The sequence below is a fragment of the Ruegeria sp. BHSB064 genome, from assembly GCF_059613205.1.
Map to the genome: position 1 here is coordinate 1 of NZ_JBXWSB010000076.1, position 22,929 is coordinate 22,929.

Sequence of the window (22,929 nt, forward strand, 5' to 3'; positions counted from 1 at the left end):
TGTTTCAATGACAGGTCCAACATCATTCAGGATCACCCCGGCCAGCCGCTCGGGATGGCTTGCGGCCAGAGCCATGGCAATCAGACCACCCCGCGAGGTGCCCAGAACGAAAGTCTTCTCGATCCCCAGTACATCCAGCAATTCGATCGCGTCATGCGATTCACGAAAGATGTTGTAGTTCATGAAATCGGGATCATAGTCCGAACGACCACGCCCTCTGTAGTCCATCGCAATCATGCGCAGGTCAGCGGCATGAGGAGCAAAAAACGAAAAGTCGCGGCTGTTTCGGGTCAGTCCGGCCAGACACAAAAGCGGCGTGCCCGTGCCCGTTTCCTCAAAGTAGATGCGCTTGCCGTCCGTAGTTGTGAAGTTTGACATCAAAGCCCTGCAAGTTTTGGGATTGTGGTTAAATCGGGCAGCACATGGGCTGGTGTCCAGGGCAAGCGGTCCATCGGTTCACCGATCCGGTTGACCCACGCAGTGACAAAACCGTATCCGCTGGCACCTGCAGCATCCCAACCGTTTGAGCTGACGAACAACACCTCGTCACGGGCGCAGTCAAACCGTTTCTGTACCAGATCATACACGCGGGCATGGGGTTTGAAGACACCAACACTTTCAACCGACAGAACATCGTCCAGCACATCGCCGATACCCGCAGACTGGACGGCGCCGTCCAGCATGGGGGGCGACCCGTTGGACAGGATCGCCGTTTGCAACCCGCCTTCTTTGAGCGCTTTCAGCATGTCGGGCACTTCAGGATAGGCCTGCAACTCCCAGTAAAGATCAAGCAGACGTTGACGCAGTTCAGGGTCGCCTTGCAGTCCAGCGGCGTCCAGCGCCCAATCCAGCCCGTCCTGAGTGACATCCCAAAAGTCGGTATGCGCATCGGCCACGGCGCGCAGCCAGGTGTATTGCAATTGCTTCAGGCGCCAATGCCCGGCAACTGTTGGCCATTTGTCTTTGAGGGCTTCAAATCCCGGTTCGTCCGCAGCCTGGCGGGCAGCAGCCGCAACGTCGAAAAGTGTTCCGTAAGCATCGAAGACACAGGTGGTGATCGGCATGTGATCCTCCTCTGATCGCGCGCAGGTTGGCACAACAACGAGGGGGGTGAAAGAGCCAAGGGTTTACAACATTGTGTCAGGCTCTAGGGTTGGCCGCTCAATCCCTTTGAACGGCCGGAGGCCTCGATGACCGAAATCAAACAAGGCGACACGGTTCGCATCCATTACACCGGAACACTGTTGGACGGCGCAGTCTTCGACAGCTCAGAGGGGCGCGATCCGCTGGAATTCGTGGTTGGATCGGGTCAGATCATTCCCGGTTTGGACAGCGCCATGCCTGGTCTGGTTGCCGGTGACAAGAAACGGGTCGAGATTGCCTGTGTGGATGCCTACGGTCCGATCAATCCTGCGATGCGTCAGGAAATTCCTCGTGAAGGTATTCCCGACGACATCCCGCTGGAGCCTGGAACGCAATTGCAAATGCAATCACCGGACGGTCAAGCCGTACCAGTTACTGTGGTCGGCGCGAATGAAGCGACTGTAACTCTGGACGCCAATCACCCGTTGGCTGGTCAAGATTTGATTTTTGATATCGAGGTTGTGTCGATCAACTGACGCGCGGTTCGGGCCGGAATCCCGGTCTGAAAATTACCCGATCAAAGCATCAAGTGCTGCGCGCACCTGTGGTTGCGTAAAGAAAATAAACGCAACCAAGAGACATGTCAGCGTCAGCAGCAGGACTCTGGCCCGTTGGCTGAGAAAACCGGTCTTCTTCCGGGTTTGCGTCGCACGTGCGTTATTCGCAATGATTTGATCTAGCTTGCTCATATCGAATTCCTGCCGCCCAAAGATGGTAAAATCTTGACAGCGGCAGGGAAAGATATGGTCACATAGCGTCGGGTTGAGGCATTCCAAGAACGTGGAAACCGCCATCGACGCGGATGATTTCACCCGACGTGCAAGCGCCAGCATCAGATGTGAGGTACACCGCAGTTCCGCCCACGGCCTCCAGCGTTGCATTAGAACGCATAGGAGCGTTCTGATCGCAAAACTTGTAGGTCTTGCGTGCGCCGCCGATGGCTGCACCGGCAAGAGTTCTCATCGGTCCCGGCGAAATCGCGTTCACGCGGATACCATCGGGGCCAAGGTCGTTGGCCAGATAGCGCGTTGCCGACTCCAGAGCGGCTTTGGCAACACCCATGACGTTGTAATTCGGCACAACACGGTTTGACCCTTGATACGTCAGGGTCAGCAGTGAGCCGCCATTGTCCTTCATCATCGGATAGGCGCGGCGCGCCACTTCAATGAAGGAATAGGCCGAGACGTCCATCGAGTGTTTGAAATTCGCCCGTGTGGTATTCAGGAAACGGCCCGTCAGCTCGGACTTGTCCGAATATGCGATGGCATGGACAACGAAATCGATGGTTGGCCAACGTTGTGCCAGCTCGCCGAACGCGCGATCCAGCGATTCGTCATCGGTGACATCTGCATCGACCATAAAGTCGCTGCCAAGGCTTTGGGCCAAAGGCTCAAGCCGTTTGCCGAATGCCTCGCCCTGATACGTGAAAGCCAGTTCCGCGCCCGCCTCGTGCATGGCTTTGGCAATGCCCCACGCGATTGAGCGGTCATTGGCCACGCCCATGATCAGGCCGCGTTTACCCTTAAGAAGATCCGACATCACTTTCACCCGTTATACTTTGACAGAATCATGGACCCGTTGGTGCCACCAAAGCCGAAGCTGTTGGTCATGACACTGTCCAGTCCTGCGTTTTCAACCACTTCGGTTGCAATTTCACCGGGCAAGATGCCTTCGGCAAGTGTGTCGACATTGATCGACGGCGTAATGAAATCATGGTCCAGCATCAGCAGGCAGAAGATCGCCTCGAGCGCACCTGCCGCGCCTTGCGCGTGGCCAGTCATCGACTTTGTTGACGAAATCGGTGGCACATTGCCTTCGCCAAAGATGCGGCGCACGGCTTCAACCTCACCCACGTCGCCGACAGGGGTCGAGGTGCCGTGGGCATTGATGTAGTCCACTTTGCGGCCCTCGGGCAGAGTACCCAGCGCCAGACGCATTGCGCGCTCGCCGCCTTCACCGGACGGAGCGACCATGTCATGGCCATCCGAAGTTGCCGCGTATCCTGTGACTTCGGCATAGATCTTTGCGCCACGCGCCAGAGCGTGCTCAAGATCCTCCAGCACGACGATGCCGCCGCCACCCGAAATCACAAAGCCGTCGCGGTTTTCATCAAACGCGCGTGAGGCTTTGTCCGGCGTGTCGTTGTACTTGGATGACATCGCGCCCATCGCGTCAAACAGACAGGACAGGGTCCAGTCCAGTTCCTCTCCGCCACCAGCAAACATCACGTCTTGCTTGCCCAGCATGATCTGTTCCGCAGCGTTGCCGATGCAGTGCAACGAGGTCGAGCAGGCCGAGGTGATCGAATAGTTGATGCCTTTGATCTTGAACGCAGTCGCAAGGTTTGCCGAAATCGTCGAGCACATGCATTTAGGCACAGCAAACGGCCCAATCCGCTTGGTCGCGCCAGTTTTCAGAACGGTTTGATGGGCCGTCAGCATCGCGCTGGTGGACGGCCCGCCCGAGCCTGCCACCAGACCTGTGCGCGGGTTCACCACCTGTTCCTCGGTAAGGCCGGCATCGGCAATCGCCTGGCTCATGGCGATATGGGCATAAGCCGCGCCTGGGCCCATAAAGCGCAGGGTACGCTTGTCCACATGCTGGGCCACGTCGATCTTGAGCGTTCCGGCAATCTGGCTGCGAAAACCATGTTCGACCATCTGCTCGTTGGCCTCGATCCCGGATTTGCCTGCTTTGAGCGAGGCCAAAACCTCTTCGGCATTGTTCCCGATGGAGGAGACGACCCCCAGACCGGTGACGACGACGCGACGCATAAGCGTACTCCTGTAGTTCGTTTTCAGTGACGTGTCCGATAGCTGGGGTTAGCTTTCCGACAGTGCAACCTTCATATCCTTGACCTGATAAATCACTTCACCGTCGGCTTCGACCCGGCCATCCGCCACACCCATGGTCAGGCGACGGGTTTGAACCGCCTTGGTGAAGTCGACGTAATATGTCAGCATCTTGCGGTCCGGGCGGACCATTCCTGTCAGTTTGACCTCGCCTACGCCCAGTGCATAACCGCGTCCCTGCCAGCCGCGCCAGCCCAGATTGAAACCGGTCAACTGCCACAGACCGTCCAGACCCAGACAACCGGGCATGATCGGGTTCCCCGGGAAATGGCAGTCAAAGAACCAAAGGTCGGGCGTGATGTCGAATTCGGCCACAACATGGCCTTTGCCATGCGCCCCACCATCGCCTGAGATGTCGGTAATCCGATCCATCATCAGCATCGGCGGGGCAGGCAACTGCGCATTGCCAGGGCCGAATAATTCGCCACGGGCGCATTTCAGCAGATCATCTTTGTCAAAACTGCTCGGGAACTGGGCCATTCTGCCGCCTTTCCTGCCGGGGGTCTGTCTTTATATCTGGCCTCGTCTATCACCCGTTTGCAAGGTCCTGCAAGAGCGGTGGCCCACATCATGTTGTGTAGACACCTATCTTTGCGAATGAATTTCATTTGAAATTGCCAACTATGCGCCCCTATATATAAAAGCAGCAACTATGGGTATCGGATCGATGACACCTCAGAGCCACGAAATAGCGACAGGTTGGCTGGTAAACGCCGGCTTGCGGCCTACGCGTCAGCGTGTGGCGCTGGCTGAGCTTCTTGTGGGCGACGGCCGCCATCGCCATGTCACTGCAGAAAGCCTGTTTGAGTCCGCCAAAGCAAACGGCGACGCTGTGTCTTTGGCTACGGTCTATAATACGCTTCGCGCCTTTTGTGACGCAGGCATTCTGCAGGAAATCACCGTGGATGGTTCGAAAAGCTATTTCGATACCAATACGCACGATCACCCCCATTTTTATTGGGAAGACGAGGCCCGCCTGAGTGACGCACCGTCTGACCAGCTTGTGATTCAGCGCTTGCCTGAAGCCCCCGAAGGCGTTGAGATTGCGTCTGTCGACGTCGTTATCCGGTTACGCAAGAAATAAGGCGTTACACCTGTTTCAATCCATCCTGTAAAACGCGTTCGGCCTGATTGACCGTTGGGTCAGCCGGGCCTGTGCCGTGTCGTGCCAGAACCACCGACTCGGCCGCGTCCGGGTCGGTGATAGGGATGCCGACCAATCGCCGGTTGTCGTAACTTACAGGGCTGGGCGGGCTGGCGTAACTGATGCCGATTCCCTCGCCATGCGCGGCAAGACTGCGCTGAATCTCTAGCGACGCTGCCCGGTGCGCGACTGTTGGGCGCAGACCCTTTCGGCGAAACAGACCCAGGATGTGTTGTGCCGAAAGCCCTTCGGTCGACAGGATAAGAGGGTAAGTCGCGATGTCAGTCAGGGTCACGCTGCCCTTTGATGAATGTGGATGATCTGGCGGCGTCAACGCTTTTGGCCTGCTGTCAAACAACTTGGCTCGGGTGAACCCGGCGTCCATGGTCAGATCATAAGTGATCGCGATGTCGATCTGGCCGTCGATCATCCCATTTAGAAGCCCTTCGAAGGACGCGGCGACGTATGAAATCGCGACATTTGGAAAAGCGACGCGCAAATGATTCAGGGCAGGGGCCAACAGGAACGGGGCGAGGTCTGTGAAACAACCCAATCTGAAGTGCGTCATCCCCGGCGTGGGTGTGTCAGAGGTTTCGATTCGCGCAGCGTCGTTCAGCAAAGCCTCGGCCTGTTCAATGAACCTCCGGCCCTGAGGCGTCAGGGCCATGGCTGCGCCCCGGCGGCGAATGAACAGCGGGTGTCCAAGATGTTCTTCAACCCGTGTCAGCGCGTTGGACAGGGCCGGTTGCGATACATTCAAATACTGCGCGGCGGCGGACAGGCTCCCGTGGCGTCCAATCGCGCAGACATATTCGTATTGGCGAAGGGAAATATATAACATGAAGTTATTTATAACTTCGAAAGATATGATTTGAACAGAATGCATGTTCAAAGCAAAACAGGACAAAGCCAAAGGAGACCCGGATGCCACACCCACTCGTATCTCAAGCGATGATCGACACTTATCAGCAAGATGGTGTTGTTCTTGTAAAAGGACTGTTCGCGGATCACGTGGATCAATTGCGCGAAGGTGTGGCGGCAAATATGTCGGATCCTGGCCCCTTTGCTTCTGAAAACAAAAAGTCGGGCGAAACCGGGCGGTTCTTCGATGATTATTGCAACTGGACACGCATTCCTCAGTTTCGCGAAGTCATCGAAAACTCACCGGCAGCCCAGGTCGCTGCAGATCTGATGCAGTCGCAAAGTGTTCAAATGTTCCACGATCACGTGCTGGTCAAAGAGCCCGGCACGTCGATGGCCACGCCTTGGCATCAGGACGGGCCGTATTATTTCGTCGAAGGACAGCAAACCATCAGCTTCTGGTCTCCGCTGGATCCGGTTCGGCAGGCGACGCTGCGCTGTGTCGCCGGATCGCATCGGTGGGAGAAAGAGGTTCTGCCGACCCGTTGGGTGTCAGAGGAGGGATTCTTTCCCGATGAAGGGCAATACATCCCTGTCCCGGACCCCGATGCCGAAGGAATGCGGGTTGTTGAGTTCGAAATGGAGCCGGGTGACGCCGTGGCGTTCAACTATCGCACCCTGCATGGCGCGCGGGGCAACCAGTCGGACAGCCGCCGCCGCGCGTTTTCGTTGCGTCTGGTTGGGGACGACGCGCGGTATGTCGAGCGCCCGGGCCGCACCTCGCCCCCGTTTCCCGGTCACGACATGACACCGGGTCAGCGCCTGCGCGAGGACTGGTTTCCTATGCTGTTACAACGCTGAAGCGTCTCAGAACCACTGACCTGATTCGATCAGACCCAGATCCAGCAGCTGGCGGGACTGCCATTCAAACGGCACTGAGTTGCGCCAGCGAAAGCTGGGGATGTCAAAAGTGGACCCCGCATTGGTCTTCAGGGCTTTTGCCGCGCGGAATGAGCAAATGGCCGCAGTCATGTTGTGATGCCAAGGGCAGGAGTAGGTGTTGTACTCCGGTTCGTTGAACGTGTGGTCGGGCTGCAGCACCAGACCTTTTTGCGATTTGAACAGGGCGATGCGGTCAATGCGGCGGCGCTCGTACGGCACGTGCTCTTCGAACCGCCAGCGCAACCCGCCTGAGATATCCACCTGCCGATCCATTGGCTGGCCGCTTGGGTCGTGGCGGGTATGGGCAAAATAGCCCGTGCTGTCGAACAGGGCCTGATCAGGCGCGACTCCGTTTGGATTGCTGCTCAGATCATCGGCATAAAGGTCAATGACATAGCTGAGCATCGCATTGCGCCGTTCTTCGCTGTGAAAGGCCAGCATTTCCCCGACGCTGCGCGTTTCACAAAATGGAAAAAACAGGTACTCGGCGTTGTAGCAGTAATACATCCAAATGCCCGGCGCGGCCTGAATGATCCTGTTTATTGTATCAAATGCAATGGCTCGGGGCGTGCATTTCAGTGTGACCCGGTGCACGAGTTCGGCAAGCTCTGCGTCAAGCTCCAGATTCGGGGGCATGAACACAATTACGGATTTGAAACCCAGTTTCAGGTGGTGCCGTATTGTGCTGTCCAACTCGATCTCATCCTCGGCAAAAATCAATGCGATGGGACCTTTGGACATTGCGGTCTGACCCGATTTCAGAAAATTGTCCAGAGATTCGTACTTCATCGCGTGTTTTCGATTTTGCCTTGCTGGAAAGTCCCGCCAAATTCGGGTAATTGCGCCCGCATTGCAAGCGGCGTTCGAAGCATATAGATGACGCCGATCCAGCGAATGCAAAGGCCCGTCTCATGTCTGAACCGAAGAAGCTGTTTATCAAGACCTATGGCTGTCAGATGAATGTCTATGACAGCGAGCGCATGTCCGAGGCACTGGGCGGGCAGGGCTATGTCGAAACCAAAACGCCTGATGATGCAGACATGATCCTGCTGAACACCTGCCATATTCGCGAAAAGGCCGCGGAAAAGGTGTATTCCGAACTGGGTCGGTTCAAGGGGCTGAAGGCCGAGAAGCCGGATCTTAAAATCGGCGTTGCAGGCTGTGTCGCACAGGCAGAAGGTGAAGAGATCATGCGTCGCCAGCCTCTGGTCGATCTGGTTGTTGGTCCGCAAAGCTATCATCGCCTGCCCGAGATGGAGGCCAAGACCCGCGCTGGTGAAAAGGCGCTGGATACGGATTTTCCGGAAGAGGACAAGTTCGAGAAGCTGAAGAACCGCCCCAAGGCCAAGCGTGGCCCGACGGCGTTTCTGACCGTTCAGGAAGGCTGTGACAAGTTCTGCGCCTTCTGCGTTGTGCCCTACACACGTGGTGCCGAAGTCAGCCGCCCAGCCGATCGCATTATTCGTGAAGCGCACGATCTGGTCGAGCGTGGGGTGCGCGAGATCACTCTGCTTGGGCAGAATGTGAATGCCTATCATGGTGCAGGTCCGAACGGGGACATGACTCTGGCGGGTCTGATCTGGGAGTTGAACAAGGTCGACGGGTTAGAGCGGATTCGCTTTACCACGTCGCACCCCAACGACATGGCCGATGATCTGATCGAGGCACATGGCACCTGCGACAAGCTGATGCCGTATCTTCACTTGCCGGTGCAGTCGGGCTCGGACCGTATTCTCAAGCGGATGAACCGCAGCCACACAGCCGAAAGCTATCTGCGCCTGATCGAAAGAATCCGCGCGGCGCGCCCGGATATTGTGATGTCTGGCGATTTCATTGTCGGGTTCCCCGAGGAAACCGAAGAGGATTTCCAGGCAACAATGGATTTGGTCGAAGAGGTCAAATACGGCTACGCGTATTCGTTCAAATACTCGACCCGCCCCGGAACGCCCGCAGCCGAGCGGGCACAGGTTGACCCTGCGGCGGCGGATGAACGGCTGCAACGCCTCCAGGCCCTGATCACCTGCCATCAGCGTGAAATCCAGGATAGCATGGTGGGCCGCACGGTGCGTGTTCTGTTCGAAAAACCGGGTCGCCTGACCGGTCAAATGGTCGGAAAGTCTGAGTATCTTCATTCGGTCCACGTGAAAGGCCCCGAGATCGCGACAGGGGATTTGAAAGAGGTACGGATCACCGAGTCGGGCGCCAATTCGCTGGCCGGAGAGCTGCTGTAAATCGGCAAGTATCTACCGGTCGGCCACCATAGTTGGTGTTTGTTTCCAAAATTTACCCTTGATTTATTGCTTGGAACTATGTTCGGAGAAGAGCCAAGCTTTTCCGGGCGTGTTGTTTTTGCGTTTGATGGACGGTTTTGGGCCGGTGTTGCGACCGGAGTGATGGAGGCACGAGTGACGACCCTTAAGAGTTTCAGGATTTCCAGACTGGGCAGAACTCTGCCTGCGGCGTCAATTGCCACGCTTCTGGCCAGCACAACAATTGCAGGTGATCTGAAAGGCACGGTGACTGAGCCCGAAGTGATCAGCCCGTCACAATTTAGCAGCGACGTTAGTGCCTTTTACCTGGGGCTTGCCGGGGGCTATGGCTCGGGTGGAGATGATCGCTTTGGGCTGAGAACGCCTGCTGGATTGTTCGACATCGGCGAGCAGGATTTGTCCGGAACCTACGGAGAACTTCGGGGCGGCTGGCGTGGTATTTTGCCCGCCAGAGGTGGGCGTGACTACGTGTACGGCTTTGAAATCGGGTACCAGTTTGGATCCCTTGATGACAGTGTTGGCACCCGGATTGGCGGGGTCGATGTCCAGGGTGGCACCGAAGTGTCGGATGTCTTTGCAATCCGTTTGCGAAATGGTCTGACCAACCGCAGCGGCCGAATCCTGTATTTCGTCAGTGTCGGCTATTTGTGGGGTGACATCGACACGACCAACAGCATTGCATCCGGCGGTTCGGTTCAGAACTTTTCGGTAACGGATCGCCGAAATGGATATTCAGCCAGTATCGGGGCAGAGCACAAACTGACCGATAACTGGTCGATTACCGGTGAATATGAATATGTCCAGTTCGACTCGAAGACCATCCAGTTCAGTTCAGGTTTTTCTACAAAGTCGACGCCAAAATATGGCGGTCTCAGATTCGGGCTGAACTATACTTTCTGATGCCAACTGGAGTGGCATCTTTCGGCTGTTTTGTCATCCCAGCACTAAATTTTGAATCTGTGGCTTGCGCCCACCGAGTTTTGTTGTCTACGCTCAGGGTGAACAGCCAAGACAGGAGAACGGATTGGCCATCGGTGCCCTGACCCCACCGCAAGATGAAATGCCCCAGCGTGAGGCGTTTGTAGAATTTCCCGACAACCGATTGTTGATTGACCTGTGTGGTGAATATGACCGCAATCTGACCGATATAGAAAGCAAGCTTTCGGTCCAGATTGTACGCCGTGGCAACCAGCTGGTTGTCATGGGTGATGAAGATGCTCAGAAACAGGCCCTAGAGGTGCTGCAGTCGCTTTATACCCGCCTGGAAGGTGGTCGCGAGGTGGAAGCGGCAGATGTGGATCGCGAGCTGCGCATGGGAGCTTCGGAACAAGGAACGGGCACGCGCGACGGCGATCAGCTTGAGATGTTCAAAGGTGGTTCGGTCGAGATCAAGACTCGCAAGAAACTGGTCGAACCGCGTACGGATGCTCAGAAAGCCTATGTTCAGTCGCTGTTTCAGAACGAGCTGGCCTTTGGCATCGGCCCTGCGGGAACGGGTAAAACGTATCTGGCGGTTGCTGTTGGTGTTTCGATGTTCATCGGCGGCCATGTGGATCGAATCATCCTGAGCCGCCCTGCGGTCGAGGCAGGCGAAAAGCTGGGCTATTTGCCCGGTGACATGAAGGACAAAGTCGATCCCTATATGCAGCCGCTCTATGACGCGCTGAACGATTTTCTGCCCGGTAAGCAGCTGGCCAAGCTGATCGAAGAAAAACGAATCGAAATCGCTCCGCTCGCATTTATGCGCGGTCGAACTCTGGCCAATGCCTTTGTGGTTCTGGACGAAGCGCAGAACGCGACGACCATGCAGATGAAGATGTTCCTGACACGCCTGGGTGAGGGCAGCCGCATGGTGATTACCGGCGACAGGTCACAAGTTGATCTTCCGCGCGGTGTGCAGTCAGGTCTGGCGGATGCGGAAAGGTTGTTGAAAACGATACCCAATATCAGCTTCAACTATTTCACTTCGAAGGATGTGGTGCGCCATCCGCTTGTCGCCGCCATCATCGAAGCGTATGAGGCCGACTCGGGCCGCGAAACCAGTTGAGTGCAAGGCCCTTTGCAAGGGCTGATGCGCGGTAAGATGAACCTGGAACTCACTGTCGAAGACAATCGGTGGCAAGGCCTTGAGGCTTTGTCGCGCAAGGCGATTTCCGCTGTTCTGGCCTTTGTCGAGCTGGACCCTGAGGTCTGTGAAGTCAGCGTTCTGGGCTGCGACGATGCGCGGATTGCAGACCTGAATACAGAGTTTCGTGGCAAGCCGAGTGCCACCAATGTTCTGAGCTGGCCAGCCGAGGATCTGGCCCCCGAAGCGCCAGGGCAGACGCCGATTTCGCCAGAGCCGGACTTTACGGGTGAGATTCCCTTAGGAGATATAGCGATTTCCTTCGACACCTGCGCGTGTGAGGCGGCGGAGGCTGGTAAGGCGATGGACGATCACGTGATTCATCTGCTTGTTCACGGAACGTTGCATTTGCTGGGGTATGATCACATTCGTGATCCCGATGCCACCCTGATGGAAAGGATTGAGGTCGAGATACTTGGCAAATTAGGTATCGATGACCCATATAAGGTATGAAGGGGTCAGATGACCCGATCAGTTGGAACAGGATAATGGGCGAGACAGACGGCAGTTCTAGGGCGGCGCACAGCGCGCAACCACAGGACAGCAACAATACGGCCGAAGAGAAAAGCGGGTTCTTTTCTCGAATTTTTGATGCGTTTTCGGGCGATGAGGCTCAACCGCAGCCGGTGGCGAACGGACAGGATGCAACGGTGCCTCAGTCCCGCGGGATGATTAACCTGCGGCGGATGCGTGTGGAAGACGTCGCTATTCCTACTGCTGAAATCATATCGGTGCCTTCGACGATCACCAAGGACGAGCTTGCGGATGTTTTCCGTGAGAGTGGTCTGTCCAGAATCCCGGTTTATGAAGGTACTCTGGATACGCCACTGGGCTTCGTTCACCTCAAAGACTTTGCGTTGACCCATGGATTCAACGGTGGGGGCAGCAACTTTGATCTGGTCTCGATGCTGCGCACGCTGTTGTTTGTACCGCCGTCCATGCCGATCGGGGTCTTGTTGACCAAGATGCAGACAGAGCGACGCCACATGGCGTTGGTGATTGATGAATATGGCGGCGTTGATGGTCTGCTGACCATCGAAGACCTGATCGAACAGGTCGTTGGTGAAATCGCTGACGAGCACGATGCCGATGAAGATCAGTTGTGGGTGCAGGAGAAACCCGGCTGTTACGTCGTGCAAGCCCGTGTCCCGCTCGAGGATTTCGAGGCCGAGATTGGCCGCTCGCTGACCAGCCATGAAGACGTGGATGAAGAGGAAATCGATACTTTGGGCGGCTTGGTGTTCATGCTGTCCGGTCGTGTGCCGGCGAGGGGAGAGGTTGTGATCCACCCTGAAGGTCCCGAATTTGAAGTCATCGACGCTGATCCACGTCGCATTAAAAGGCTTCGCGTCATGCTGCCGGACATTGCTGCATGACCCCCACGCGGGGCTGGCCTTTCATGCTGAGACTGCTGGCCGCTGCGGCTCTGGGCGGCTTGGGTGCTTTTGGTTTGGCGCCACTTGGCTATTGGGCACTGACGATTCTGTCTCTGATCCTGATCGTACCGCTTTTCTTAGCCAGTGAAACTCGCGCCAGGGCCGGTTGGATCGGCTGGGTCTTTGCGACCGGCTATTTCGCACACGCGCTTAACTGGATCATCGAGCCGTTTCAGGTGGACGCGGAACGCCACGCCTGGATGGCACCGTTTGCGCTGGTGTTTATGGCTGGTGGGCTGGCACTTTTCTGGGCTGTTGCTTTTTGGATGTCTCGCCGCCCCGGCGCGTCATCTTTCCGTCAAAGCCTGTTCCTGATTGTAACCCTGTCCTTGGCTGAGCTTGCCCGAGGCTACGTGTTGACTGGTTTCCCTTGGGCGGGGGTTTCGCAGGTCTGGATCGATACACCAGTGGCGCAAATGTTGTCTTTGTTCGGGCCGTTTGGGTTAAACGCCCTAACGTTCGCCGCGACATTCCCCATCGGTTCGGCATTGAAGCACCCCAGACCTTTTCGTGGCCTGGTGCAGCCACTGTTATTTTCAGCCGGATTGGCGATTGTAGCGTTAGGCTATGCCGCGACACGGCCGACGGTTCACGACGGTCCGCATGTCGTTCGGGTTGTGCAACCAAATGCGCCTCAGCATCAAAAATGGGACCCGGCATACGCCCCTTTGTTCTTTTCGCGCCAGATCGACTACACAGCCGCGCTGCCAAGGCCTGATCTGATCGTATGGCCCGAAACGGCAGTGCCCGCTTGGCTCGGCAGTGCGCAACCGATATTGGCTGCCATAGCGGATGCTGCGCAGGGCACTCCGGTGATCCTTGGTATTCAGCGCGGAGACGGCCCGAGGATTTTCAACTCGATGGTCTATTTGGATGAAAGCGGGCAACAGGCTGGTCTGTACGACAAGCACCATCTTGCTCCTTTCGGAGAATACGTCCCCTTCGGCGATTTGATGGGGCGTTTTGGCATTCACGGATTAGCCTCCACAACGGGCCACGGGTTCAGCGCGGGACCTGGCCCGCAGTTGATGGATCTGGGGCGCCTGGGGCAAGCCTTGCCGTTGATCTGCTACGAGGCCGTTTTTTCGCAGGATGTGAATGGTGCACCGGGGCGGGCGGATTTCCTTTTACAGATCACCAATGACGCCTGGTTCGGAACCCGATCGGGCCCGTATCAGCATATGGTTCAAGCTCGGATGAGGGCGATTGAGCAGGGCCTGCCGATGATCCGTTCAGCGAATACTGGCATATCGGCCATGATCGACCCTCTGGGCCGTGTCACTGCCTCTTTGCCTTTGGGTGAGGCCGGGTATGTCGATGCCATCCTGCCACTGCCGCAACAGCCGACATTTTATTCGCGAACAGGCGACAGTGCCATTTTGATGATCCTTTTGTTTCTTGGCGCCATCATCCGTTTTGGCGACCGCTTGCGCGTGAATTATTAGCGATTGACCCCATCTTCCGGTGCGCGTATGCGTCTCTGACCTGTCACAACGGCTTCCTGGCGTGGCAGAGAAACCCTAATGGAGCACATTTATGTCCCGACAGAACTACACATTTACTTCGGAGTCCGTTTCCGAAGGGCACCCAGACAAGGTCTGTGACCGCATTTCGGACGCCGTCCTTGACGCATTTCTGAACGAAGAACCCGAAGCCCGCGTGGCTTGTGAAACCTTTGCCACAACCAACCGCGTTGTTATTGGCGGTGAAGTCGGCCTGTCGGATCAAGACAAGCTGCATGACTATATGGGTCGTATCGAGAAGATCGCCCGTGATTGTATCAAAGACATCGGCTACGAGCAGGACAAGTTTCACCACGAAACCGTCGAGGTAACAAACCTGCTGCACGAACAATCTGCTCACATCGCACAAGGCGTTGATGCGGCTGACAACAAGGATGAAGGGGCAGGCGACCAGGGCATCATGTTCGGTTACGCCACAACCGAAACCCCCGCGCTTATGCCCGCTCCGATCCAGTATTCGCACGCTATCTTGCGGCGTCTGGCCGAAGTGCGCAAAAGCGGTGCCGAACCTGCGCTGGGCCCGGATGCCAAGTCGCAATTGTCCGTCGTTTATCGTGATGGCAAACCGGTTGGCGTCAGCTCGGTTGTATTGTCGACTCAGCACCTGGATGAGGCGCTGACATCTGATGACATCCGCGAAATCGTAGAACCCTATATCCGCGAAACGCTGCCCGAGGGCTGGTTGTCTGCTGACACCGAATGGCACGTTAACCCAACGGGCAAATTCGTGATTGGTGGCCCGGATGGTGACGCAGGTCTGACCGGTCGCAAGATCATCGTGGACACCTATGGTGGCGCGGCCCCGCATGGCGGCGGCGCGTTCTCGGGCAAAGACCCGACCAAGGTGGACCGTTCGGCTGCATATGCCGCGCGGTATCTGGCCAAGAACGTTGTGGCTGCTGGCATGGCAGAGCGTTGCACGATCCAGCTGAGCTATGCGATTGGCGTTTCCAAACCATTGTCGATCTACGCTGACACGCATGGGACAGGCCAGATTGCCGATGCTGTGATCGAAAAAGCCGTAGGCCAGGTCATGGATCTGACCCCGCGTGGTATTCGCGAGCACCTGCAAATGAACAAGCCGATCTATCAGCGCACCGCCGCTTACGGCCATTTCGGGCGTGAACCCGATGCGGATGGCGGCTTTAGCTGGGAACGCACCGATCTGGTTGACGCACTGAAAGCCGCAGTCTGATCCGAAAAGAGTAAGCGCGCCATCCAAGGCGCGCTTTTTCTTTGCGCGTGCAACACACACTTGCAACGCTTGGGCCTGAGCAGTAAGGCCACCGGCATGAGCACCGAGACCCCACAACGCCCGCGCAGAAACTTTTATGGCCGCTTCAAAGGCAAGACCCTGAAGCCCAGCCAAAAGACCTATCTGAATGAAGATCTGGCGGCGCTGTCACCCGGGGCCGTGGATTGGGAAACTAATCCCGAACGCAAGCCCTTGGATCTGGATGGTCTGTTCGGCGGCAAGCCGGTTTGGCTTGAGGTGGGCTTTGGCGGCGGTGAACATCTGGTGCACCAGGCCCAAAGCAACCTGGATATCGGCATCATCGGGGCCGAGCCCTATATCAATGGCGTTGCCATGTTGTTGGGGAAAATCCGGCAAGCGGGGGTCGAGAATCTTGCCGTACATCCCGGCGATGCGCGCGATTTGTTCGATGTCCTGCCCGAAGCCAGCATCTCGCGTGCGTTTCTTCTCTATCCGGACCCGTGGCCCAAGACTCGGCACCATCGCCGCCGTTTTGTGACACCTGAACATTTGGAGCCACTGGCGAAAGTGTTGAAACCCGGGTCGATCTTTCGCGTTGCCACCGACATTCCCGACTATGTGCGCCAGACGCTGGAAGAAGTTCCGCGCGCAGGCTTTGAATGGTTGGCCGAACGTCCTGCCGACTGGCGTGAGCCTTGGGACGATTGGGTTTCCACCCGCTATGAGCAAAAGGCCCTGCGCGAAGGGCGTGTGCCGCATTATTTGACCTTCCGTCGAACAGAATCCTGATCGGTCCCGGATTTCTGCAATCCCGAACGCTATGCTAGGATGCGCGTGACGCACTTATTTTAGCACTGTCTTTTGTCCGGGATTGCCATGTCTGATATTCGGATCACGAACTGCCACACGCACCTGTTTAATGCGCGCCACGTGCCAGAGGATTACCCTTATCCGGCACTCAAGCCATTCAAAAAGATGCCTTGGTTGATCAAGGCCCTGGCCTTCGGCGCACGCCTGATTGGTCAGCATTCCGTTGCCGAAAAACTGGACAGGCTTTACCGATTTCAACAGGAATCGGACGCGGGCAGCCAACGCGATATTCTGGACAACATGCGGCGGCACTATCCCAGTGACACCCGCTTTGTTGTCTTGCCAATGGAGATGTCAGCTTTTGGGTTCGGCGCACCAGAGGTTCCGCTGAGCGCGCAACATGACGAATTGGCAAAGCTGTCTGGCGACCCCGAGGTTGGCCGGTCCGTGATACCCTTTGCAACGATTGACCCACGTGCCGATCCTCAGGCGACGGAACTCTGGCGGGCCATAGATGGTCTGAAGTTTCGCGGCCTGAAGCTCTATCCAAGGCTGGGGTACGCGCCGGACGATCCGGTTCTGTTGCAGCATGTTTATCCGCGACTGGAGGAACTGAGCCTGCCAGTGATGTCACACTGTTCGCGCGGCGGCGTTCAGGGGCGCTACCTTTCGGATTATTGGGCAGATCGCTATACCGAGCCAGAGGCGTTTATTCCCGTGATGCGCACCCACCCCAATCTGCGAATTTGTCTCGCGCATTTTGGTGGGCAGCGGGACTGGGATGCTTATGTTAACCCTGACCGCAAGAATCCGCTGGACGACGCCTTCAACCGGAACTGGCAGGTGGCAATCCGGCGCATGATTGGCAGCGGAAACTACCCCGGCCTCTGGACGGACATCTCTTACACACTGTTCCAGTTCGAGGATTACGCCCCATTTCTGCGCATTTTCCTAACCGGCGAGGACGAAGAAAGTGAGCGCCTCAGATCTCGCGTCCTGTTTGGATCGGATTACTACATGACCCGGCAGGAAGAGCTGTCAGAAAAGGCAGTCTGTTTTCGGCTTCGCAACGTTTTAGGCGAGGAGATTTTCCGGCAGATCGCCGAAGAAAACCCGGCAAAGTGGCTGGGCGAAGCCTGAGTGGCATCTTCGGGCTTATTGCCGCTGGACCAACCCGCTCCAATTCGCTAATCCGCCTTGAACTGATAGCGCAAAAGGAGCCCCCATGTCCGGACACGGCACGCCCATCCCGATGACTTCGCATCCCTGCGGCCCGCTGACCGGCACGGCCGAGGTGCCGGGTGACAAGTCGATCTCGCACCGGTCGTTGATCCTTGGCGCGATGGCTGTGGGCGAGACCAGGATCTCGGGCTTGCTGGAGGGCGAAGACGTTCTGGACACCGCCAAGGCGATGCGGGCTTTTGGGGCTGAGGTTACGGATCACGGTGGCGGCGAATGGACCGTACATGGCGTGGGCGTCGGTGGCTTTGCGGAACCGGATCAGGTGATCGACTGCGGCAACTCCGGCACCGGCGTGCGGCTGATCATGGGCGCTATGGCAACCTCTCCGATCACGGCGACTTTCACCGGAGATGCCAGCCTGAACAAGCGCCCGATGGCGCGGGTGACTGATCCGTTGGCCCTGTTTGGCACGCAATCGGTTGGTCGGTCCGGTGGGCGCTTGCCGATGACCATCGTAGGTGCAGCGGACCCGACCCCGGTGCGGTATGAAGTGCCCGTACCCTCGGCTCAGGTCAAATCTGCTGTCTTGCTGGCGGGATTGAATGCCCCCGGCAAAACCGTTGTGATCGAGAAAGAAGCGACCCGCGACCATTCCGAGCGGATGCTGGCCGGGTTCGGCGCTGAGATTACGGTTGAAGATACCGATGAGGGCCGTGTCATTACCCTGACAGGGCGGCCAGAGTTGAAGCCGCAGGTCATCGCCGTTCCTCGCGACCCGTCCAGTGCAGCCTTCCCGGTGTGTGCTGCGCTGATCACGCCCGGCTCGGACGTACTGGTGCCCGGCATTGGTCTGAACCCAACCCGCGCTGGGCTGTTCACCACATTGCGCGAAATGGGTGCAGATCTGACCTATGAGAATGAGCGCGTAGAAGGTGGCGAGCCTGTTGCCGATCTGCGTGCAAAATACTCGCCGAACATGAAAGGGATCACCGTGCCGCCGGAACGCGCGGCCTCGATGATCGATGAATATCCTGTACTGTCCGTGGTTGCGGCCAACGCCACCGGCACCACGATGATGGGCGGTGTAAAAGAGCTGCGCGTCAAGGAAAGCGACCGGATCGATGCAATGGCAAAAGGTTTGCGTGCAAACGGTGTGACGGTAAAAGAGGGTGACGATTGGTGGTCGGTCGAAGGGCTGGGCATCGGCAACGTTCCCGGCGCAGGTACCTGCGAGAGCTTTCTGGATCACCGCATTGCCATGTCTTTCATGATCCTTGGTATGGGTGCGAAGAAGCCCGTGACCGTCGATGATGCAGGGCCTATCGCAACGTCGTTCCCGATTTTTGAGCCGTTGATGGCGCGCCTTGGCGCGCAACTTGCCCGAAACAACCGGTAAACTTTGAAATGACCCACAGCTTCACAGTTGCCATTGATGGTCCGGCGGCAGCGGGTAAAGGCACGATCTCAAAAGCCGTTGCAGCGCATTTTGGGTTTGCCCATCTGGACACAGGGCTTCTCTACCGTGCGGTGGGTCGACGTGTTTTGAAGGGCGCCGAACCGGTCGACGCGGCAAAGGCTTTGACCGCCGAAGAGTTGGAGCAAGGCGACCTGCGTACCGCTGAAATCGCACAGGCCGCGTCCAAAGTGGCGGTCATCCCCGAGGTGCGCGCCGCGTTGGTGGATTTCCAACGCGCCTTTGCCCGCAGGGCCGGGGGGGCCGTTCTGGACGGACGCGACATCGGGACAGTGATTTGCCCGCGTGCAGAGGTGAAACTGTTCGTCACAGCAAGCGCCGAAGTTCGGGCCGAGCGGCGGTATCTTGAGCTTAGCGCCAAAGGTGCCGATGTGACACGCGATCAGGTTCTGGCAGATGTAAAAGAGCGCGACGCGCGGGATGCAGAGCGTAGTACAGCGCCGATGAAACCTGCCGAGGATGCGGTTCAGTTGGACACAACCGATCTGAGCATCGAGGCCGCATTGGCAAAAGCGCTTGAGGTCATCAACGCAAAATTGCCCGCGACACGCTAGCGCCGCAGGCAAAGGGTAGGGATTTAAAGCTCACCTACGGCGACGCTTTTAATGTTTGCCCACTGATCGTCAGCTGTTTTGGCTGTGCCGACAACATCCTTAAGAAAGGCCGCTCGGGTTTCAGCATTCAGGAACAGGTACAGTTTGCCGTCGGCAACCAGATACTGGTCCGGATCACCATCGAACTTCTTGCCAACCGATACGCCGAACGAACAGAACCCGCCATGCTGCGGCAAATAAGCAGCCGGGTTCGCCTCGAAGGCTTCCCGGTTTGCAGCCGTCGTGAAGTAGTAGGAGGCTCCGTCATAGGTTGCCGAATGTGTGGCAAAACCTTCGACCGGGTTGCCTTCGTTGACCAAAGCAACCAGATCAACGCCATGTGCGGCCAGCGGCGCCCCAGCGGCAGAAATGCCGTTTGATACGTTGATCTCGTCGGCAGCAAAGGCCGGAGTGGACAGAGCGATGGCCGCGGCCAGGGCGGTCAGTACAGAATATTTCATAGTGAGTTTCCTTTTGGTTTCGGTTTCGGGCCAGGCAATGTTCTGGCCGATGACACACAGTTAAGAGTAGGTGATTGAACGTTTAATCGCAGAAGAGACACTTAACTTTGCAGATCGTACAATTCTCTGAATGACATGGTGCAACAGATCACTAAGCTTTGTTTGGCCAGTGCGTGTTGCGGTTCTTATGGTCAAAGGGTGTCTGCAGGAGTGACGTCATGTTTCGCTTAGCCCTCATTCTGATTTTCATCTCTGGAAGCCTGGCTGCTCAGGAAGTTGAGCCCCAGGTCACGGAAACCGAACCGCCGATGACATATGAGCGGCTGGGTAGCATCCTCTTTGCTTTGGATCCCGAGGCCGAGCCGTTTGGTCCCGGCTTCCAGATGACGGTGGCCGACGAACAGGTTTTGGTGATCACCGACATCAATGCAGACCGAATGCGTGCCATGGTCGCGATTGGCAATGCCGCAGACCTTTCGGAGGAGGACTTGATCCGGGTGATGCAGGCCAATTTCGACAGTACGCTGGATGCGCGTTATGCGATTGCCAATGGCATCCTGTGGGCCGCGTTCATTCACCCGCTGTCATTGCTGGAAAAAGATCAGTTGATTTCGGGGCTGGCTCAAACGGTAAATATCGCAAAGACATATGGCACCTTGTACACCGGTGGGGCTGCAGAGTTTGGTGGGGGCGACAGCACCGATCTTCAGCGTGCTTTGATTGAAGAACTTTTGAAAAAGGGCGAAGAAATCTGACCAGCCCATATGTATGTGTAATTTGCGGTTAAAGCCCTAGATGGACGCAGGAAAGCTGTTATAGTTTCCCTCAAGCGAAAAGGGAGGGCTGCTACATAACCCCAAAAAGGGGAAGCGGCTGTAAAATTCCCAAGCCAACAGGGACAAAACCACATGAATAATCGTTTGAAGCAAATCACCATCGTGGGCGGCGGCACGGCGGGGTGGATGACCGCGCTGATCCTGGACATGGTGTTTTCCAGAACGTCATCGCAGAAGGATCGCCCACGCATCTGCCTGATCGAAAGTCCCAATATCTCGACCGTGGGTGTTGGTGAGGCCACGGTGCCGCGCATGCCTGTCACGCTGCGTCAGGCGGGCATCGCAGAGCGGGATTTCTTCCGCGAGACCAACGCGTCGTTCAAGCTGGGTGTAAAGTTTTGCAACTGGAACAAGGACAGCAAGGGAAAACGCATTGATTATGTGAACCCGTTTGCCCACGGACAGATGTTGGAAGGCTTGGATGCAGCCGAATACTTCCTGCGTTTTGGCAACGGGGATCGGGATTTCACACAGTCCATCTCTCCCCATGATGATCTGGGCCGCCTTTGCAAAGGCGCGCGGCAACTGGGGCAACCCGAGTTCGAACAGCGCTTTGGCTATGCTTACCATCTGGATGCAGTGAAGTTTGCTGGAATGCTGACCAAGGTCTGTACCCAAAACGGTGTCGAGCACATTCGGGATGAGGTACAGTCGGTTGAGCTGGATGAACAAGGCAATGTCAGCCATTTGATGCTTGAGCGCAGGGGCCGCTATGACATCGAGATGGTCGTCGACTGCACCGGTTTCCGTGGGTTGATCATCAACAAGGCGCTGGGCGAGCCGTTTTTGGACTATTCTGACTACCTGCCCAACGACCGCGCCATGGCGTTGCAGATCGAGCATCCCAATCCGAAAAAGATCGAGAGCCTGACACGATCCACCGCACTTGGCGCGGGCTGGACGTGGCGGGTGCCGCTCTATAATCGCGTGGGTACGGGATATGTGTTCTCATCGGCGCATCGGACGGATGATCAGGCGGCGGATGAGTATCTTGAATGGCTGGGGGACAGCGGTAAGGGTTTGACACCGCGCGTTATTCCGATGCGCGTCGGGCGTGTCCGCAATGCCTGGGTCAAGAACTGTGTCGCAATCGGTCTGTCCGGCGGGTTCATCGAACCGCTGGAAAGTACCGCGATCCACATGATCGACCATGCGGTGCGTTGGTTTGCCGAACATTTGCCAACGCGCGACATCGAGCCTGCGCTGCGAGCAAGATATAACCGTCAGATGGATAAGCTCTACAACGAAGTGCTGGAGTTCATCTGCCTGCATTACCGCTTGGGCAACCGGACAGACGATCCCTATTGGATTGATGCGCGGACTCAGATGAAGGTGCCGGACCGGTTGGCCGAGAATCTGGAATTGTGGCAGCACCGTTTGCCGATGGACCACGATGTCGAGTTCGCAACGTTGTTTGATCATCGCGTGTATCAGACAGTTCTTTTAGGCAAGCAGGTCTATGACACCGGATATGGTCCGGGTATCCGGGATCGTGTCAGACCGCTGAAGAAGGTCATCTGGTACCAGGGTATGCAGCGCGCAAAAGAAGATCTTGCGCAGATCATCAGAACGATGCCGGATCATAAGACTCTGCTGCGTGACATTCGTGGAGAGTTGGAGCGCCCAGCCTTTGGCAAGGCGAAAGTGGTGCAGCCGACGGTGCCGATGCCGGGCACTGCTCCGGCTCCGGTCAGGATCCAGAACATGCCCAACTTTGCCGAAATCCAAAGCGGTGCCAAGGACTTGCAACTGTTCTAAAGAACGGCTGCCGATTGTGCAGATGTCTTGATGGGGGTGCGCCTTACGCCGGTACTGGAACCGGCGTTCGATCTCCCATCAGGTACCGGATCACGTCCACATAGTCGAAGACCAATGAAATCGCGATGGTCCCTAAGACCACGCGGATGATCCATCCGGGGATAACGGGCATGTCTTCACGTGCCTGTTGCCTCCACAGATACCAGGCAAGTGGCGTCCAGAAAACAGCATGGCCCAGCCCCATTAGCCGGACATAGCCAAGCTGGTTGAAGATCAGCAAAACCCCGACCGCAGCGAGCACAC

General features: G+C 56.9%; 25 protein-coding genes, 1 pseudogene and 1 riboswitch. Of the genes and pseudogenes, 16 read left to right on the top strand and 10 right to left on the bottom strand.

Going from position 1 to position 22,929, the window contains the following annotated elements:
• Together AC2FNU_RS16565 and AC2FNU_RS16570 are read right to left on the bottom strand one after the other, a co-directional pair.
• Positions 1-378: alpha/beta fold hydrolase (locus AC2FNU_RS16565; RefSeq protein WP_496790416.1), on the bottom strand; the 378-nt coding region annotated here is incomplete at its 3' end.
• Positions 378-1,064 carry a haloacid dehalogenase type II gene (locus AC2FNU_RS16570; RefSeq protein ID WP_496790418.1) on the bottom strand — a complete coding sequence of 229 codons (687 nt, stop codon included), beginning with the start codon at positions 1,062-1,064 and terminating at the stop codon, positions 378-380. The genes AC2FNU_RS16565 and AC2FNU_RS16570, both read right to left, overlap by 1 nt.
• 126 nt (positions 1,065-1,190) lie before the next feature.
• Here AC2FNU_RS16570 and AC2FNU_RS16575 point away from each other — a divergent pair, with 126 nt between their 5' ends.
• On the top strand, positions 1,191-1,619 hold the full coding sequence (locus AC2FNU_RS16575) for an FKBP-type peptidyl-prolyl cis-trans isomerase (RefSeq protein WP_480801179.1): 429 nt from the start codon (positions 1,191-1,193) through the stop codon (positions 1,617-1,619).
• A 33-nt stretch (positions 1,620-1,652) separates the two neighbouring features.
• Here AC2FNU_RS16575 and AC2FNU_RS16580 read toward each other — a convergent pair whose 3' ends face one another.
• The 4 genes from AC2FNU_RS16580 to fabA are packed head-to-tail and all read right to left on the bottom strand — an operon-like array spanning position 1,653 to position 4,475.
• A complete protein-coding gene (locus AC2FNU_RS16580; RefSeq protein ID WP_496790420.1) occupies positions 1,653-1,832 on the bottom strand; it encodes a hypothetical protein in 180 nt (59 codons plus the stop codon).
• 58 nt (positions 1,833-1,890) lie between these two features.
• A complete protein-coding gene (locus AC2FNU_RS16585; protein ID WP_496790422.1) occupies positions 1,891-2,682 on the bottom strand; it encodes an enoyl-ACP reductase FabI in 792 nt (263 codons plus the stop codon).
• A gap of 5 nt (positions 2,683-2,687) precedes the next feature.
• Entirely contained in the window at positions 2,688-3,917 is a 1,230-nt protein-coding gene (gene fabB / locus AC2FNU_RS16590) for a beta-ketoacyl-ACP synthase I (RefSeq protein ID WP_496790423.1), read from the bottom strand.
• A gap of 48 nt (positions 3,918-3,965) precedes the next feature.
• Positions 3,966-4,475, bottom strand: a complete 510-nt coding sequence (gene fabA / locus AC2FNU_RS16595) for a bifunctional 3-hydroxydecanoyl-ACP dehydratase/trans-2-decenoyl-ACP isomerase (RefSeq protein ID WP_093964585.1) — start codon at positions 4,473-4,475, stop codon at positions 3,966-3,968.
• A 187-nt stretch (positions 4,476-4,662) separates the two neighbouring features.
• Between fabA and irrA the strand changes: the two genes are divergently transcribed.
• On the top strand, positions 4,663-5,079 hold the full coding sequence (irrA, locus tag AC2FNU_RS16600) for an iron response transcriptional regulator IrrA (protein ID WP_496790463.1): 417 nt from the start codon (positions 4,663-4,665) through the stop codon (positions 5,077-5,079).
• Between the two features lie 4 nt (positions 5,080-5,083).
• On the opposite strand, the gene AC2FNU_RS16605 is transcribed toward irrA, so the two are convergent.
• Complete coding sequence (locus AC2FNU_RS16605; RefSeq protein WP_496790425.1) at positions 5,084-5,980, bottom strand: LysR family transcriptional regulator; 897 nt, start codon at positions 5,978-5,980, stop codon at positions 5,084-5,086.
• Between the two features lie 83 nt (positions 5,981-6,063).
• Here AC2FNU_RS16605 and AC2FNU_RS16610 point away from each other — a divergent pair, with 83 nt between their 5' ends.
• Positions 6,064-6,861, top strand: a complete 798-nt coding sequence (locus tag AC2FNU_RS16610) for a phytanoyl-CoA dioxygenase family protein (RefSeq protein WP_496790428.1) — start codon at positions 6,064-6,066, stop codon at positions 6,859-6,861.
• A 6-nt stretch (positions 6,862-6,867) separates the two neighbouring features.
• Here the strand turns inward: AC2FNU_RS16610 and AC2FNU_RS16615 are convergent, their stop codons facing one another.
• The gene (locus AC2FNU_RS16615; protein ID WP_496790429.1) at positions 6,868-7,731 is read right to left on the bottom strand and encodes a glycosyltransferase family protein; all 864 of its coding nucleotides are present in this window, start codon (positions 7,729-7,731) and stop codon (positions 6,868-6,870) included.
• Positions 7,732-7,853: 122 nt separating this feature from the next.
• Here AC2FNU_RS16615 and miaB point away from each other — a divergent pair, with 122 nt between their 5' ends.
• From miaB to cmk, 11 genes are all read left to right on the top strand, one after another.
• Entirely contained in the window at positions 7,854-9,173 is a 1,320-nt protein-coding gene (miaB, locus tag AC2FNU_RS16620) for a tRNA (N6-isopentenyl adenosine(37)-C2)-methylthiotransferase MiaB (protein WP_496790431.1), read from the top strand.
• Between the two features lie 78 nt (positions 9,174-9,251).
• Entirely contained in the window at positions 9,252-10,112 is an 861-nt protein-coding gene (locus AC2FNU_RS16625; protein ID WP_496790433.1) for an outer membrane protein, read from the top strand.
• Between the two features lie 124 nt (positions 10,113-10,236).
• Positions 10,237-11,259 (top strand): PhoH family protein, encoded by a 1,023-nt coding sequence (locus AC2FNU_RS16630; protein WP_496790435.1) that lies wholly within the window; start codon positions 10,237-10,239, stop codon positions 11,257-11,259.
• 36 nt (positions 11,260-11,295) lie between these two features.
• Entirely contained in the window at positions 11,296-11,790 is a 495-nt protein-coding gene (gene ybeY / locus AC2FNU_RS16635; protein WP_496790437.1) for an rRNA maturation RNase YbeY, read from the top strand.
• Positions 11,791-11,825: 35 nt separating this feature from the next.
• Entirely contained in the window at positions 11,826-12,713 is an 888-nt protein-coding gene (locus tag AC2FNU_RS16640) for a hemolysin family protein (RefSeq protein WP_496790439.1), read from the top strand.
• Complete coding sequence (gene lnt, locus AC2FNU_RS16645; RefSeq protein WP_496790442.1) at positions 12,710-14,218, top strand: apolipoprotein N-acyltransferase; 1,509 nt, start codon at positions 12,710-12,712, stop codon at positions 14,216-14,218. The genes AC2FNU_RS16640 and lnt overlap by 4 nt, the downstream gene beginning before the upstream one ends.
• A 37-nt stretch (positions 14,219-14,255) precedes the next feature.
• A riboswitch (SAM-SAH riboswitch) is annotated at positions 14,256-14,304 on the top strand.
• A 5-nt stretch (positions 14,305-14,309) separates the two neighbouring features.
• On the top strand, positions 14,310-15,491 hold the full coding sequence (gene metK, locus AC2FNU_RS16650) for a methionine adenosyltransferase (RefSeq protein WP_496790445.1): 1,182 nt from the start codon (positions 14,310-14,312) through the stop codon (positions 15,489-15,491).
• A gap of 96 nt (positions 15,492-15,587) precedes the next feature.
• A complete protein-coding gene (trmB, locus tag AC2FNU_RS16655) occupies positions 15,588-16,301 on the top strand; it encodes a tRNA (guanine(46)-N(7))-methyltransferase TrmB (protein ID WP_496790447.1) in 714 nt (237 codons plus the stop codon).
• A gap of 87 nt (positions 16,302-16,388) precedes the next feature.
• Positions 16,389-17,462: an amidohydrolase family protein gene (locus tag AC2FNU_RS16660; protein ID WP_496790449.1), complete on the top strand. Its 1,074-nt coding sequence runs from the start codon at positions 16,389-16,391 to the stop codon at positions 17,460-17,462.
• An 85-nt stretch (positions 17,463-17,547) separates the two neighbouring features.
• Positions 17,548-18,900 carry a 3-phosphoshikimate 1-carboxyvinyltransferase gene (aroA, locus tag AC2FNU_RS16665; protein WP_496790451.1) on the top strand — a complete coding sequence of 451 codons (1,353 nt, stop codon included), beginning with the start codon at positions 17,548-17,550 and terminating at the stop codon, positions 18,898-18,900.
• 8 nt (positions 18,901-18,908) lie between these two features.
• The gene (gene cmk / locus AC2FNU_RS16670; RefSeq protein WP_496790453.1) at positions 18,909-19,532 is read left to right on the top strand and encodes a (d)CMP kinase; all 624 of its coding nucleotides are present in this window, start codon (positions 18,909-18,911) and stop codon (positions 19,530-19,532) included.
• A 23-nt stretch (positions 19,533-19,555) separates the two neighbouring features.
• On the opposite strand, the gene AC2FNU_RS16675 is transcribed toward cmk, so the two are convergent.
• Entirely contained in the window at positions 19,556-20,032 is a 477-nt protein-coding gene (locus tag AC2FNU_RS16675; protein ID WP_496790455.1) for a YHS domain-containing (seleno)protein, read from the bottom strand.
• Positions 20,033-20,250: 218 nt separating this feature from the next.
• Between AC2FNU_RS16675 and AC2FNU_RS16680 the strand changes: the two genes are divergently transcribed.
• The gene (locus AC2FNU_RS16680) at positions 20,251-20,787 is read left to right on the top strand and encodes a hypothetical protein (RefSeq protein WP_496790457.1); all 537 of its coding nucleotides are present in this window, start codon (positions 20,251-20,253) and stop codon (positions 20,785-20,787) included.
• Between the two features lie 153 nt (positions 20,788-20,940).
• On the top strand, positions 20,941-22,626 hold the full coding sequence (locus AC2FNU_RS16685; RefSeq protein WP_496790458.1) for a tryptophan halogenase family protein: 1,686 nt from the start codon (positions 20,941-20,943) through the stop codon (positions 22,624-22,626).
• A 43-nt stretch (positions 22,627-22,669) separates the two neighbouring features.
• On the opposite strand, the pseudogene AC2FNU_RS16690 reads toward AC2FNU_RS16685, so the two are convergent.
• Positions 22,670-22,929: pseudogene (locus AC2FNU_RS16690) on the bottom strand (hypothetical protein); the annotation flags it as partial.

What these genes read in the sequence shown, in the direction of transcription:
- AC2FNU_RS16570 (WP_496790418.1), bottom strand. Translation starts at nt 1,064, where the DNA reads ATGCCGATCACCACCTGTGTCTTCGATGCTTACGGAACACTTTTCGAC.
- AC2FNU_RS16575 (WP_480801179.1), top strand. Translation starts at nt 1,191, where the DNA reads ATGACCGAAATCAAACAAGGCGACACGGTTCGCATCCATTACACCGGA.
- AC2FNU_RS16580 (WP_496790420.1), bottom strand. Translation starts at nt 1,832, where the DNA reads ATGAGCAAGCTAGATCAAATCATTGCGAATAACGCACGTGCGACGCAA.
- AC2FNU_RS16585 (WP_496790422.1), bottom strand. Translation starts at nt 2,682, where the DNA reads ATGTCGGATCTTCTTAAGGGTAAACGCGGCCTGATCATGGGCGTGGCC.
- fabB (WP_496790423.1), bottom strand. Translation starts at nt 3,917, where the DNA reads ATGCGTCGCGTCGTCGTCACCGGTCTGGGGGTCGTCTCCTCCATCGGG.
- fabA (WP_093964585.1), bottom strand. Translation starts at nt 4,475, where the DNA reads ATGGCCCAGTTCCCGAGCAGTTTTGACAAAGATGATCTGCTGAAATGC.
- irrA (WP_496790463.1), top strand. Translation starts at nt 4,663, where the DNA reads ATGACACCTCAGAGCCACGAAATAGCGACAGGTTGGCTGGTAAACGCC.
- AC2FNU_RS16605 (WP_496790425.1), bottom strand. Translation starts at nt 5,980, where the DNA reads ATGTTATATATTTCCCTTCGCCAATACGAATATGTCTGCGCGATTGGA.
- AC2FNU_RS16610 (WP_496790428.1), top strand. Translation starts at nt 6,064, where the DNA reads ATGCCACACCCACTCGTATCTCAAGCGATGATCGACACTTATCAGCAA.
- AC2FNU_RS16615 (WP_496790429.1), bottom strand. Translation starts at nt 7,731, where the DNA reads ATGAAGTACGAATCTCTGGACAATTTTCTGAAATCGGGTCAGACCGCA.
- miaB (WP_496790431.1), top strand. Translation starts at nt 7,854, where the DNA reads ATGTCTGAACCGAAGAAGCTGTTTATCAAGACCTATGGCTGTCAGATG.
- AC2FNU_RS16625 (WP_496790433.1), top strand. Translation starts at nt 9,252, where the DNA reads ATGTTCGGAGAAGAGCCAAGCTTTTCCGGGCGTGTTGTTTTTGCGTTT.
- ybeY (WP_496790437.1), top strand. Translation starts at nt 11,296, where the DNA reads ATGAACCTGGAACTCACTGTCGAAGACAATCGGTGGCAAGGCCTTGAG.
- AC2FNU_RS16640 (WP_496790439.1), top strand. Translation starts at nt 11,826, where the DNA reads ATGGGCGAGACAGACGGCAGTTCTAGGGCGGCGCACAGCGCGCAACCA.
- lnt (WP_496790442.1), top strand. Translation starts at nt 12,710, where the DNA reads ATGACCCCCACGCGGGGCTGGCCTTTCATGCTGAGACTGCTGGCCGCT.
- metK (WP_496790445.1), top strand. Translation starts at nt 14,310, where the DNA reads ATGTCCCGACAGAACTACACATTTACTTCGGAGTCCGTTTCCGAAGGG.
- trmB (WP_496790447.1), top strand. Translation starts at nt 15,588, where the DNA reads ATGAGCACCGAGACCCCACAACGCCCGCGCAGAAACTTTTATGGCCGC.
- AC2FNU_RS16660 (WP_496790449.1), top strand. Translation starts at nt 16,389, where the DNA reads ATGTCTGATATTCGGATCACGAACTGCCACACGCACCTGTTTAATGCG.
- aroA (WP_496790451.1), top strand. Translation starts at nt 17,548, where the DNA reads ATGTCCGGACACGGCACGCCCATCCCGATGACTTCGCATCCCTGCGGC.
- cmk (WP_496790453.1), top strand. Translation starts at nt 18,909, where the DNA reads ATGACCCACAGCTTCACAGTTGCCATTGATGGTCCGGCGGCAGCGGGT.
- AC2FNU_RS16675 (WP_496790455.1), bottom strand. Translation starts at nt 20,032, where the DNA reads ATGAAATATTCTGTACTGACCGCCCTGGCCGCGGCCATCGCTCTGTCC.
- AC2FNU_RS16680 (WP_496790457.1), top strand. Translation starts at nt 20,251, where the DNA reads ATGTTTCGCTTAGCCCTCATTCTGATTTTCATCTCTGGAAGCCTGGCT.
- AC2FNU_RS16685 (WP_496790458.1), top strand. Translation starts at nt 20,941, where the DNA reads ATGAATAATCGTTTGAAGCAAATCACCATCGTGGGCGGCGGCACGGCG.